The following is a 13,727-nucleotide window of genomic DNA, read 5'->3' on the forward strand; positions in this document are numbered from 1 at the left end:
GGTATCCCGGTAGAGAACCCGTGCGAGCGCTAGCACGGGTTCTTTTTGTTGTTATTTTTCAGCTGTATACCAAGGGTTAGTTGTGCTGATCTTCCGCCCCTTCTCCTCTCCTTTTTGACGCCCCTGTGCCTTGGCCCAGCCCGCTAGTCTCAAGAAAACCATAGGAGGGTTGTCATGGAACTGTTTAAGCTTGATCCCCGCACAGCGGACATCGTGGCCCAGCCGAAAACGGCAGCCAAATCGGCCATTAGCGTTGTTGGGCTCGGTTACGTTGGTGCAGTTTCTGTAGCCTGTCTGTCGAGTTTAGGTCACCGCTGTGTCGGCGTCGACGTAGACCCTCGCAAAGTGGAACAAATTGCCGCCGGTGAAAGCCCGATCCACGAAAAGGACTTGGGTGAAACACTGGCAGCAGGGGTGTCGGCGGGGCTTGTTGAAGCCACCGATGACCTGGAAGCTGCGGTCTGGGGCACGGATGTGACCTTTGTTTCCGTCGGCACCCCCACTGCTGCAGATGGTGGTTGTGACTACCGCTATATTGAGGCTGCCGCCGAAGGCATGGCGCGGGGTCTGCGGCGCAAACAAGGGTTCCACGTCTTTGTTATGCGTTGCTCCATTCCGCCGGGCACTACGCTGTCGGTGATGGCACCGATCATCGAGCGGATTTCGGGCCGTAAGGCGGGCCGTGATTTTGGCATCTGTTTCAACCCGGAATTCCTGCGCGAAGGTGTGGCGATTGCGGATTTCCACAATCCGCCGAAAACCGTCATTGGCACCACCGATCTACGCAGCGCCGAGATCCTGCGCGAGATCTACGCGCCGGTGGATCCCAATCCGATCTTCACCACCATCGAAGCGGCGGAAATGGTGAAATATGTCGACAATGTCTGGCATGCCACCAAGGTATGTTTCGCCAATGAGGTGGGGCGGCTGTGCAAACCCTCGGGCGTCGACAGCCGCGAGGTGATGGACATCTTCACACAGGATCACAAGCTGAACCTGTCCGCTTATTACCTGAAACCCGGCTTCGCCTACGGCGGGTCCTGTCTGCCCAAAGAGGTGCGGGCGGTGCAGCATATGGCCGAAGCAGCGGGCATTGATCTGCCGATGATTGGCAATCTTGAACGCTCCAACCGAGAACATATCGACGAGGCAATCCGCATGATCCGCGCCACCGGCGCACGCCGTGTTGGCATCCTTGGCCTGGCCTTCAAGCCCGGCACCGATGATCTGCGCGAAAGCCCGATTCTGGAGGTCATGGCTGCACTGCATGAAGAGGGCATTGCCCTGCGCGTTCATGATCAGGCAATCACGCCGGACACCCCGCTGGAGGGGCAGTTGGCCTATGTGCGCCACGGCTCAACAGGGGGCGCCGCACTGGCGGAAAAATTGCCCAGCCTGCTGCGCGATGATCTGAACGAAGTGGTGGAAGGCGCTGAGGTGCTAGTGGTGACCCATGCCGATCCGGCCTACCGCAAGGCCGTTCGCCGCTGCCACAACCGTGCCGTGATCGATCTGGTTGGCCTGTTTGACGAACGTGGTCAGACCGAGACTCGTCTGGAAGGCATCGGCTGGTAATCCCTGATCGTTCATCCCCACAAAATACCGCAGTGAAAGGAGACATTCTTATGCCGACGCTTCATGACGATCTAATTCAGGGTTCTGGCCTGTCCGATGACCTTGCAGGGGGGGCGGGTGCTGACACAATGGTGGGCCTCTCCGGCGATGACACCTTGGCCGGCGACAGCGGAAACGACCTGATCTATGGCGACTACACCGAGGCCAATCTGCTAGGTGATGCCGGGGCTGCCCTCAGCTTCTCGGACTATGCGGCGCTGGGCGCTTGGCAGGCCGCGACACAGGCCAGTGGCCATCAGCAGATCAGCCAGACCGTCAGCACCGAGGCAGGTGGCGTCTATGAGATGACCTTCTCGATGGCTGCGAATTTTGCCGGTGGCCATGTGGATGCCGGGATCGAGATCTTGGTGGACGGGGTGGTTGTTGAAACCGTGACCAGTCAGAGCGGTGTATTCTCCGATCACACACTGACTTTCACCGCCAGCGATGACAGCAGTGAAATCACCCTGCGCGCGGTGGATGGCGGTGGCGGTGGGCCGGATATCGACACCTCCGGCGCAGTCTATACCACCCCGGTCACGGTGACCCTTGGTGGCACAGAGGTGGAGGTCGCCGGTTTTGCACCGGGGCAGGCCAATCTTTATCAGGTGTTCAACGGCACTCTGCATGTGTTTGACACTGAAACCGCGACCTATCAGCAGGTGGGGGCGGATGGCAGCGTTAACGTAAATGCCATTGGTTTTAACCAGGAAGACGGGTTGATCTACGGCGTGGCCGTGGGCAACGGGCAGGATGCGCTGGGCAATGCCGTGTCCCGTGACGATCTGGTGATGTTTGACGCCGAGGGCAATTGCTACCGCATTGGCGAAGGCCCGTTCCGCAGCTGGACCGGGGATTTCGACGATCAGGGCAATCTGTGGATCTTCAACTCACGCCTCAACTTCCTGAGCCGGATTGATGTGAACACGCTGGATGCCAATGGCAATCCGGTGGAAACGCGGATTGATCTGAACGACGCCCTGTTTGGGCAGAATGTCTATGACCTGTCATTTGATGCCAGCACGCAAAGTTTCAGCGGTGTGGCGCGGGGGGGCTCAGAGGGGGCACCGGCGACCTTGGTAACGGTTGATATCTCGGGCGACACGCCGCAGGTGTCCAGCATTCAGGTGACCCATACCCAGATCGGCGACACGTTGATGACTGGAACCCCTGCCATCACCTTTGGGGCAGCGATCTATGACACCGATGGTGTGCTCTATGTCGGCGGCAACTCGGGCGATCATGACATGAATGATGCCACGCCCAGGGCGGGCGGCATCTACCGGGTTGAGATTGATCCGGAGACACAGACTGCTCGGCTGGTGCTGGTTTCGGACGCGCCGCGGTCCTATTCCAACGACGGGGCGGCGGATCCCAATGCGCTGAGCCCCTTTGTGCCGATCGACCTCGAGTCGACGGTTCTGGTCCGCGACCTGGAATTGGTGGCCACTGTTGAGGGCGTTTTGAGCTACGACGATGATCTGTCCGGCGGCGGCGGTGCTGATACGATGGAAGGCGGCATCGGTGAGGATCTGCTGACCGGCGGTGCCATCGGCGACAGCCTGATGGGCGGTGACGGCAATGACAGTTTGCATGGTGGTGCGGGATTTGACGCGGTACCGGCCGGTCCGGCCTCGACCTATGATGCGGAGGGGCTGCGCTATGACCATCTGGGCAATCTGCTGCCTGAAAATGATGACTGGCTTGCCGGAGGGGCGGGTGATGACCTGATCGCAGGCTCGGCTGGACACGACACGTTGCTGGGCGGCACCGGAGCTGACACATTGGAAGGCGGCACCGGTTTTGATCACCTTATGGGCGGCGCAGGCGCGGACCATCTGAATGGGGGCAGCGACCGTGACACGCTGGAAGGCGGCAGCGGCGATGACACGCTGGACGGCCGCGTCGGTGATGATCTGCTGCAGGGCGGCACCGGGGCGGATCTGCTGCTGGGCGGCAGCGGCGACGATACCCTGCAAGGGGGCGAAGGGGCTGACGATCTGCGCTCTGGCAACGATGATGATGTGCTGGAAGGCGACGGCGGCGCCGATACGTTGGACGGTGGGCGCGGCGATGACCTGCTGGATGGCGGGGCCGGGGCTGACAGCCTGCTGGGCAATTCCGGTGATGACACGCTTACCGGCGGCGCGGAGGGCGATACGCTGAGCGGCGGCTCCGGCCATGATGTGCTGGACGGCGGTGAAGGGCGCGACCGGATGAACGGTGGCTCAGGCGACGATGTGCTGAACGGTGGCGACGGCCGCGATACGCTGGCGGGTGCCTCTGGCGCAGACACGCTGGATGGCGGCGCGGGCCGGGACAACCTGTTCCTTGGCGCTGGAGATGACATCGCCACCGGCGGCGACGGTGCCGACCGCTTTATCTTCCGTGACCGGGATCTGGATGGATCAACGGTGGAGATCACCGACTACAACATGGGTGAGGGGGATTACCTGGATCTGCGCGGCGTCGATATCGCTGACAGTCTGAATTGGTTTGAAACCTCTGTCACGCAGTCCGGCACCGGTGACATCACCGTGACGCTGGACAGCTGTACCATTCAGCTGACGGGCACCGGGCTGGATCTGACAACCCAATCCGGTGACCTCTACGATAGCTTCGTCTTCTGAAGGGAGGGCAGGATGCGCGTTTTAACCAAACCCGGCTTCTTTGGCGATCACCGCCGCATGGGTTCGGTTGCGCGCATCCAGCTTTTTGCAAAGGGTCCGTACATGCAGTTTGATCGTCACTTCCTGAAGACCAAGATCGCGGGCGATCTCTTTGTTGGACTTGCCATCACAAAGCCCCGCCAGCACCTCGTTCTCACGCTGGCTCAGCTGGTTGTCGAAAGGATCCTCAGTCGAGTTGGCGGCCTGCATGACATCTGCCGGAATGTAGGTTTCCCCAAGCGCCATGAAACGGATTGCGTTGACCATGCTTTTGGCGCCCATCGTTTTGGGCAGGAACCCCAGCGCCCCGGCGTCAACCGCCTCTTGCGCCACGGAATTGGGAGCGGTGCCGGACAGGATGGCAAAGGCCTGTTGCGGGTTGCCATCAATGGCTTTGCGCAGACCTTGCAGCCCGTTCATGCCAGGCATCTTGTAGTCCAGCAGCACGAGGTCAAACGGGCCTTTGGCATCAATCACCTGCAGCGCTTCGTCCAAAGTGCCGGCGGAAAGCACCTGAATGCGCCCCTCGGCGTTCAGGAAAACCGTCAGCGTGTCGCGCACCATTTCGTGGTCGTCAGCAATCAAAATTCGCATTTTTCACCCTCTCCTCTAAACCAAACTCGTAAACTCTGAACTCGTCTCAATATGTGCGACGCTCTTAATAGTAACGGAGCATAACACGGATTCGTTAAATTTGCTTTCCTGACCTTAAGGCGAATGCCGTTCTGGCGGATGCGGCCAAGAGGTTATGCTGCAAAAGTGCTGGGTTAGGGGAACTAACCCAAAGGATAGTTTTCTATCCTCCTGAACCGAACAGCCTGAGGTTGCCCTATGTCAATTTGGCAGCACGCAGAAAAAGAGGTTCAAAATGTTCGGTCTTCCCAGCCCCCGTAAACGTCTCACACCCCGCAAAACCATCCCCCATCTGGCAGTGGCTGCTGCGCTGGCGCTGGCCTGTGTTGCAGCGCCCATGACACCCGCGCTGGCCAATGCCGTGTTAAAGGTCACACCCGCCGCCGAGGCGCGGGTGGTAGAATTGGATCTGGACACATTGCGGCGCATGCCCAGTGAGACGATCACCACCACCACCATCTGGACCGAGGGCGAGATCGCCTTTACCGGCGTGTCGCTGAAGACACTTGTGCTGGAAATGGGGCTGACCACCGCTGAGATGAGCTTTGTGGCGCTGAACGACTATGCGGTGACCATTCCGCTGTCGGATGCGGTCGAAAACGGGCCGATCATTGCCTATGAAATGGACGGCAAACCGATGTCAGTGCGGGACAAAGGTCCGCTTTGGGTGATTTATCCCTTTGACAGCAATCCCGAGTATCAGGCAGAAAAATACTACTCACGCAGCATATGGCAGCTGCATCGTGTCGAAGCTGTGAATTAAGCCGGTGCAATGACCGGGGTGCCTCAACCAGGCAACACGGCCGAAGACAAAGACCCGCTGCCACAAGTGAAAAGAGCAGGGGGTCTATTGTCACAACCCGTATTGTCCTTGAAAAGTAGGATCAAACTGGCGATTGCCGGTCTGGTCCTGACCGGCATGTTCGCCCTGACCGGGTTGCTGCTGGTTGAGGTGACGAACCGCCTGCGCGATCTGGCCACGGCCTCTACCGACAATTTGCAGTGGAACCTTGCCCAGCTGGAGGTCGAGCTGCTGCGGCTGGACCGTGAGATCGCCAGCGCCCGCAGGGGGGAGGCCACAACGGGCCAGTTGAACGCTGTGCGCACCCGGTTTGATATTTTTTACAGCCGCGTGGGCACCTATGAACGTGGGGCGTTTTATCAACAACTGTGGCAGACCTCTGAAAATCAGGAAGTTCTGCAGGGGCTGCGCGGCTATCTGCAACAGGGCGCGGCGCTGGTCGATGCGCCCGAGGTGCAGTTTCGAGCAGGTCTGGAAGAGCTTGCCGGTCTAACAGAGGCCCAGAAGCAACCGGTACGGACCTTGTTGCTCACCGGCGTGCAGATCTTTGCACAGAACTCCGACAGCGACCGCCTTGAGTTGTCTCAGACCTTGATCCGGCTAATGGCCTCCACCGTTTTGCTGATTGTGGTGCTTGTGTCCCTGTCATTGACGCTGTTGCGCCTGCTGCGCAGCGGCCGGCGGGTGGCGCGCGAAAGCGATGAGGTGCGCGCCCGTCTGGAGGCGATGGTGACCTCGTCGTTGGATGCGATTGTGGTGGCGGACACCCTTGGGCGCATCGTTGAGTTGAACAAGGCCGCCGAAGAAGTTTTTGGCTACAGCCGCTCCGAAGCGCTGGGCGCATATATGGCTGAGCTGATTGTGCCCGAGCCCCTGCGCGACGCGCATCGGGCGGGGATGAAACGGTTTGTGGCGGGCGGTGAAAAACGGGTCATCGATGCCGGTCGTCTGCGGCTGGAGGCTTTGCGGAAGTCGGGGGAAGTCTTTCCTGTTGAACTGTCTATTTCGGCCGCACGCATGAGCGGGGCACAGGTGTTTGTATCTTTCCTGCGCGACATTACCCAACAGGTTCAGGCGGAGGTTGACCTGAAACAGGCCCGTGATGAGGCGCGTGCGGGCGAAAAGGCCAAGGCGGATTTGTTGACGGTGATGAGCCACGAAATGCGCACCCCGTTGAATGGGATCCTTGGTTCGCTGCAATTGATGCAACGTGACCCCCTTAGCGACCGGCAGCAGCGCCATGTTCAGGCCGCAACGGTTTCCGGAGATCTGTTGCTCAGCCATGTCAACGACGTGCTGGATCTGTCACGGCTGGATGCCAACATGTCCGAAGCGGTGCTGGAAGAATTTGATCTGGGTGCCCTGATCGACGCCGTATTGACGGGCCAACTGGCGCCGGCCAAAGCACGGCAAAACCGGTTGCACGCACGGTTCCTGAATGACGGTCTGGATCATGTCCTTGGCGACAGGGCAGCGCTTAACCGCTGTCTGATCAACCTTGTGGGCAATGCGGTGAAATTCACCGAGTGCGGCGAAATCGCGGTGGAGGTTGAACGCCTGCAGGGCGATCAGGTTGAAATTCGGGTGACCGACACCGGCATGGGCATCCCCGAGGACAAGCTGGAGTCGGTCTTCGAGGAGTTTGTCACGGTGGATCCAAGCTATGGTCGCAAATCCGGCGGCACTGGTCTGGGCCTGTCGATCACCCAGAAACTGGTGGCGCAGATGGGCGGTGATATCCTCGTCGACAGCATCGAAGGGGAAGGCAGCATGTTCCAGATCAGCCTACCGCTGCCCGTTGTTGCAGGTCCCGAAACGGTGGCCAGTGTGGCGCTTGATACAGGGGCAGAGCTGCCGGCGAAATCCATTCTTGTCGTGGAAGACAATGCCATCAACCGCGAGATCCTGACCGACATGCTGGAAGATTTGGGTCAAACCGTCACTTGCGCGCCAGATGGGGTGGCCGGGGTAGAGGCGGCGTTGGCCACGGAGTACGACCTGATCCTGATGGACATTTCGATGCCCGGTATGGATGGCCCGCAGGCGCTGGCCAAGATGCGCGAGGGTTGGGAGCAGGGCCAGGGACATAGACAGGGGCAAGGCTGCCCGGCAATTGCGGTCACGGCCCATGCCTCGGGTGAAGATCACCAGCGCATCATCGCGGCGGGTTTTGTGGGGATTGTCACCAAACCTGTCAGCCTTGGGCAATTGCACCGGGCTTTGGCCGTGATGGCAGAAGAGCGCCCAGCAAAAGGCTGGGTCTTTGAGACCGGCCTCGACCAACAGGGCAGTAAGACGCGGGACGATTTTGTCAGCCGCATGGGTGAAGACAGCTACCAAAAACTGCGCGGGAGTTTTTCAAGTGAGGCGGCTGCGTTGTTGTCTGAGATCGAAGCCGAAGGGTTAAGCGAGGCCCGTCAGCTGAACCTGCACAATCTGGCCGGTGTTGCGGGCCTGTTGGGAGAGAGTGCCCTGCAACAGGCGCTGAAAGCATTGGAAGACGTCCCGCCTGCCGATTGGCCACAGCAAACGGCGGCTTTGTTGGATGCGGCGCAACAGGCATTGGCGCGCCTGTCAGGAGAGGTGGTCACGCATCCCAGTCACTGACGTCACGGTCCTTCACCGCCTCCATCGCCACATAGGTCGAGGACGAGGCCACATGCGGCAGGCGGGAAATGCCATCGCCCAGCACACGTCGGTAATCGCGAATATCGCGGGTACGCACTTTGATAAGGTAGTCAAAACCGCCAGCGATCATGTGGCATTCCTCAACCTCCGGCAGACGGCGCACGGCGTCATTGAACGCGGTAAGCGCCGCCTCGCGGGTGTCGGACAGCTTCAGCTCGATAAAGGCCACGTGGTCCAGTCCCAGGCGGGCGGCAGACAGTTGGGCGCGGTAGCCGGTGATGATGCCGTCCTTCTCCAGCCGTTTGACCCGCGCCAGCACCGGGGTTTTGGACAGCCCCACCCGTGTGGCGAGTTCGGTCATCGATATGCGTGCCTCGCCCGACAGGATTTCAAGGATTTTGCGGTCAAAGCTGTCTAGCTCTGCAGGAGGTGGGGGTGTGTGGCTCATTTGTCTTTGCACGCGCTTTGAAATGGACGATTTGACTACCATATCCAGATCAATGGTCAAAAGGTATCATTCATTTCGGCTATTCTAAGTGAAATGAATACAGCTATGCATGAGGCCCCCATGATCAACCTAGACCCCCGTTGGGACCAGAACAAACGCCGTGACGAGGCCGAAACGGTGGCGAGTCTGATCGCTGAGGCCGATCTAGATCAGGCCCTCCGCGATCAGATTGTGACCCGCGCCAGCGATCTTGTGCGTCGGATCCGGACTGAATCCAAACCTGGGTTGATGGAGGTCTTTCTGGCCGAATATGGTCTGTCCACCGACGAAGGCATTGCCCTGCTGTGTCTGGCCGAAGCTCTGTTACGGGTGCCGGATGCTGATACGATTGATGCGCTGATTGAGGATAAGATCGCCCCTTCGGATTGGTCCAAACACCTTGGCAATTCGGCCTCGCCGCTGGTCAATGCCTCGACCTGGGGGCTGTTGCTGACCGGAAAGGTGCTGGCTGAGGAATCGCCGGTGAAATTGGGTGGCCTGACAGGTACGTTGCGGGGGGCGGTGAAACGTCTGGGCGAACCGGTGATCCGCACCGCCGTAGGCCGTGCGATGCGCGAAATGGGACGGCAGTTTGTGCTGGGCCAGGACATCAAGGCGGCGATGGAACGCGCCAAGGGAATGGAGGCCAAAGGCTATTCCTATTCCTACGACATGCTGGGTGAGGCGGCGATGACTGCTGCGGACGCGGCACGTTACGCCAAAGCCTATGCCGATGCGATCTCCGCGATCACCGACCGCTGCAAGGGGGGTGACATTCGCATGAACCCGGGCATCTCGGTCAAACTCTCGGCGCTACATCCGCGCTATGAGGTGGCCAAGACCGAACGGGTCATGGCTGAACTGGTGCCGGTGGTGCGCGATCTTGCAAGGCAAGCGGCAAAGGCAGGCATGGGGTTCAATATTGATGCGGAAGAGGCGGATCGTCTGGGCCTGTCGCTGAAGGTGATCGAAGCCGTTCTGGCCGATGAGCAGCTGGTCGGTTGGGATGGGTTCGGCGTGGTGGTGCAGGCCTATGGCCGCCGTGCAGGGGATGTGATCGACGGGCTTTACGAAATGGCCGAAGGTTTGGACCGCCGCATCATGGTGCGGCTGGTGAAAGGTGCCTATTGGGACACTGAGGTGAAACTGGCGCAGGTGGAGGGGTTGACCGACTTCCCTGTCTTTACCCGTAAATCCGCCACCGATGTCAGCTATGTCTCCAACGCCCGCAAGCTGCTGCGCCTGACGGACCGGATCTATCCTCAGTTCGCCACCCACAACGCCCATACGGTTGCGGCGGTGCTGGAAATGGCCAGCGATCTGCCGAAAGAAGCCTATGAATTCCAGCGTCTGCACGGCATGGGTGAGGCGCTGCATGATCTGGTGCTGTCGGATGAAAACACCCGCTGCCGCATTTATGCGCCTGTCGGGGCGCATCGTGATCTGCTGGCCTATCTGGTGCGGCGCCTGCTGGAGAACGGGGCAAATTCGTCTTTTGTGAACCAGATTGTGGATGAGGATATCCCTCCTGCGGTTGTGGCGGCCTGTCCCTTTGCGGAGGTCGAAGATGATCTGGCGGCCGAGCTGAGCTATCTGAAATACGGGCCGGAGCTGTTTGGCAAAGACCGCAAGAACGCTAAGGGGTTTGATATCTTTGACGTCAACGTTCTGCGTGACATCGACGTGGCGCGGGGTGGCAAGTCGCTCACCGCGGCAGAGCCGCAGATCGCGGGCACCCCGCGGGGCGGCGAGGTCACCGCCTCAATCAACCCGGCAACGGGGGCAGAGATTGGCCAGATCACCCTGTCGTCTGAGGCGGATGTTGCTTTGGCGCTGGAAGCTGCCACCCCTTGGGCGGCGAGCACAGCAGATCGTGCAGCTGCGCTGCGCAAAGCGGCGGATCTTTATGAGGCGCACTATGGCGAGCTGTTCCAGCTGCTGGCACGAGAAGCGGGTAAAACGTTGATGGATGCGGTGGGGGAGTTGCGTGAAGCGGTTGATTTCCTGCGGTATTATGCGCTGGAGGCCGAACGTCTGCGCAATCCGGCCCGCGGTGTGTTCACCTGTATCAGCCCGTGGAACTTCCCCCTGGCGATCTTCTCGGGGCAGATCGCAGCGGCTTTGGCGGCGGGCAATGCGGTGTTGGCGAAACCGGCGGAAACCACACCGTTGATTGCAACCCGTGCGGTGCAATTGCTGCATGAGGCCGGTGTGCCGAAAACGGCCCTGCAACTGCTGCCCGGACCAGGGTCGGTGGTGGGCAAGGCGCTGACCTCGGACCCGCGGATTTCTGGCGTGGCCTTCACCGGCTCCACCGCAACGGCAAAGCGTATTCAGGCCGCAATGGCCGAGGCGATGGCTCCCGGCGCGCCATTGATCGCGGAAACCGGCGGGCTGAACGCCATGATCGTGGACTCCACCGCGCTGCCGGAGCAGGCGGTGCGGGACATCGTGGCCTCCAGTTTTCAGTCTGCGGGGCAGCGTTGTTCGGCGCTGCGGTGCCTCTATGTGCAGGAGGATATTGAACCTGCCCTGCGCGAGATGCTGATCGGCGCGATGAACGAACAGCTGGTGGGCGATCCCTGGGCGCTGGAAACCGATATTGGCCCCGTGATCGACAGCACCGCCAAGGCCGAGATTGACGCCCATATCGCCAAGGCCAAATCCGACGGCCGTTTGCTGCATCAGGTTGAGGTGCCGGGCGAGGGTTATTTTGTGGCGCCGTCGCTGATCAAGGTGGGCGGGATCGCCGATCTGGGCAAAGAAATTTTTGGCCCTGTGTTGCACATCGCCACGTTCAAGGCGGGTGAGATCGATGATGTGATCGCGGCGGTGAATGCGACGGGCTATGGTCTGACCTTCGGGTTGCACACCCGGATCGACACCCGTGTGCAGGAGGTGGCCGATGCAGTGCATGTGGGCAACCTCTACGTAAACCGCAACCAGATCGGTGCCATCGTCGGCAGCCAGCCCTTTGGTGGTGAAGGCCTGTCGGGCACAGGCCCCAAGGCCGGTGGGCCAAACTACCTGCCACGCTTCACCCGTGCAGCTGTGACGGCCGAGGGGGGGCAGGCCACCAATCCGGTGGCGCGCGAACAGGTGCAGCGTCAACTGCTGGCGGCCGAGGTGCCAAGTGGCCCGATCCTGCAGCGCGATATGCCTGGACCAACCGGTGAGATGAACCGCCTCAGCGCCTATGCCCGTGGGCCGGTGCTATGTCTGGGGCCGGGGGTGAAACTGGCGGCGGAACAGGCGGCGTTGGTGCGTGGGCTTGGCGGCGTGGCTGTGGAACAACCCGGCGCCGTGGATCCGCGTGCCTTGACCACGTTGGAACGTCTGGCAGGGGTTGTCTGGTGGGGCGATCTGGGGCTGGCGCGCGGTTATGCGGCGGCTTTGTCTGAACGGGACGGGCCACTGGTTGCGCTGATCACCGATGCGCCGGATGCGGGCCATGTGCTGCATGAACGTCATCTCTGCGTGGACACCACGGCGGCTGGCGGCAACGCCAATCTGCTGGCCGGTCAGGACAGTTAAGCGCCATCAAATGAACGGGGGCGGGCTGCAGGTTGCATTCCGCCCCAACGTCACAACACAGCAGCCTTTCCCTGAGGGCAATCCGGTGGTCTAGTCTTCCCCAAGTGGAGGAGAATGACGATGGATTTTGGTATTCGCGCAGAAAACCGCAAGCTGCTGGATCGGGTGATCGAGATGATCGACACCGAGATCGCGCCTTTGCAGGAAGACTATGAGGCCGAGGTCGCCAAGGGGGATCGGTGGCAATACACCGACCGACAAGCCGAGATTCTGGAAGGGTTGAAAGCCAAGGCCAAGGCCGCTGGGCTGTGGAACTTCTGGCTCACCGACGGGGATCGGGGGCTTGGCCTGTCGACCGTGGAATACGCCTATTTCGCCGAGGAAATGGGCCGTGTGGGACTGGCGGCAGAGGTGTTCAACTGTTCAGCACCTGACACTGGCAACATGGAGGTGTTTCACAAATACGGCACTGACGCGATGAAGACGCAGTGGCTGGAGCCGTTGCTGCAGGGGCAGATCCGTTCGGCCTATCTGATGACCGAACCGGATGTGGCCTCTTCGGATGCAACCAATGTTTCGATGACCTGTGTGCGTGACGGGGATCACTATGTGCTGAACGGCGAAAAGTGGTGGGCCTCCGGGGCAGGGGATCCGCGCTGTAAGGTCTATATCACCATGGTGAAAACCGGCGGCGAAGAGACCGCCAAACATCAGCGCCATTCGATGATTGTCGTCGATGCCGCGACGCCGGGGATTGAGGTGCTGCGCCCGATGCATGTTTACGGTGCAGATGATGCGCCACACGGGCATATGCATATCCGCTTTACCGATGTGCGGGTGCCTGCGGAGAATATGCTCTTGGGCGAAGGGCGGGGGTTTGAAATCTCGCAGGGCCGGTTGGGGCCGGGGCGTATTCATCACTGTATGCGGGCCATTGGACAGGCGGAATCTGCGCTGACCCTGATGTGTAAACGCGCGTTGGAGCGTGAAGCCTTTGGCAAGCCGCTGGCGGCTTTGGGCGCGAACTATGACATCATCGCCGAAGCACGGATGGAGATTGAGCAGGCGCGGCTGCTCTGTCTGAAAGCCGCCTGGTTCATGGATCAGGGGGATGCGCGGGCCGCGGCGCCGTGGATTTCCATGATCAAAACCGTCGCGCCCCGGATGGCGCTGAAGGTGATTGATGAGGCGGCGCAGATGTTTGGGGCGATGGGCATTTCGCAGGACACGCCTTTGGCTTCGAAGTGGACCCATGTGCGCACCCTGCGTCTGGCGGATGGGCCGGATGCGGTGCATCGCCGCCAGATCGCCCGCACCGAGCTGCGCAAGTACACGCAGGAACGGATCTAACGACATCGGC

8 protein-coding genes are annotated in these 13,727 nt (G+C 60.5%); 6 read left to right on the plus strand and 2 right to left on the minus strand.

Going from position 1 to position 13,727, the window contains the following annotated elements; all coding sequences use genetic code 11:
* The first annotated feature begins 174 nt into the window (after positions 1 to 174).
* Both SIC14_RS13190 and SIC14_RS13195 read left to right on the plus strand, forming a co-directional pair.
* Entirely contained in the window at positions 175 to 1,575 is a 1,401-nt protein-coding gene (locus tag SIC14_RS13190) for a nucleotide sugar dehydrogenase (protein ID WP_412562388.1), read from the plus strand.
* 50 nt (positions 1,576 to 1,625) lie between these two features.
* Positions 1,626 to 4,244, plus strand: a complete 2,619-nt coding sequence (locus tag SIC14_RS13195; protein WP_412562389.1) for a calcium-binding protein — start codon at positions 1,626 to 1,628, stop codon at positions 4,242 to 4,244.
* 21 nt (positions 4,245 to 4,265) lie between these two features.
* On the opposite strand, the gene SIC14_RS13200 is transcribed toward SIC14_RS13195, so the two are convergent.
* Positions 4,266 to 4,877, minus strand: a complete 612-nt coding sequence (locus SIC14_RS13200) for a response regulator transcription factor (RefSeq protein WP_412562390.1) — start codon at positions 4,875 to 4,877, stop codon at positions 4,266 to 4,268.
* Between the two features lie 274 nt (positions 4,878 to 5,151).
* Here SIC14_RS13200 and SIC14_RS13205 point away from each other — a divergent pair, with 274 nt between their 5' ends.
* Both SIC14_RS13205 and SIC14_RS13210 read left to right on the plus strand, forming a co-directional pair.
* A complete protein-coding gene (locus SIC14_RS13205; RefSeq protein ID WP_412562391.1) occupies positions 5,152 to 5,679 on the plus strand; it encodes a molybdopterin-dependent oxidoreductase in 528 nt (175 codons plus the stop codon).
* 87 nt (positions 5,680 to 5,766) lie between these two features.
* On the plus strand, positions 5,767 to 8,325 hold the full coding sequence (locus SIC14_RS13210) for an ATP-binding protein (protein WP_412562392.1): 2,559 nt from the start codon (positions 5,767 to 5,769) through the stop codon (positions 8,323 to 8,325).
* Here SIC14_RS13210 and SIC14_RS13215 read toward each other — a convergent pair.
* Complete coding sequence (locus SIC14_RS13215; RefSeq protein WP_412562393.1) at positions 8,306 to 8,794, minus strand: Lrp/AsnC family transcriptional regulator; 489 nt, start codon at positions 8,792 to 8,794, stop codon at positions 8,306 to 8,308. The two genes, SIC14_RS13210 and SIC14_RS13215, sit on opposite strands and share 20 nt — an antisense overlap.
* A 120-nt stretch (positions 8,795 to 8,914) precedes the next feature.
* On the opposite strand from SIC14_RS13215, the gene putA reads away from it, so the two are divergent.
* Together putA and SIC14_RS13225 are read left to right on the plus strand one after the other, a co-directional pair.
* Positions 8,915 to 12,367 (plus strand): bifunctional proline dehydrogenase/L-glutamate gamma-semialdehyde dehydrogenase PutA, encoded by a 3,453-nt coding sequence (putA, locus tag SIC14_RS13220; RefSeq protein WP_412562394.1) that lies wholly within the window; start codon positions 8,915 to 8,917, stop codon positions 12,365 to 12,367.
* 114 nt (positions 12,368 to 12,481) lie between these two features.
* Complete coding sequence (locus SIC14_RS13225) at positions 12,482 to 13,717, plus strand: acyl-CoA dehydrogenase family protein (protein WP_412562395.1); 1,236 nt, start codon at positions 12,482 to 12,484, stop codon at positions 13,715 to 13,717.
* Positions 13,718 to 13,727: the final 10 nt, after the last annotated feature.

Source organism: Thalassobius sp. MITS945101 (assembly GCF_047123305.1).
Taxonomy (GTDB): Bacteria; Pseudomonadota; Alphaproteobacteria; order Rhodobacterales; family Rhodobacteraceae; genus Thalassobius.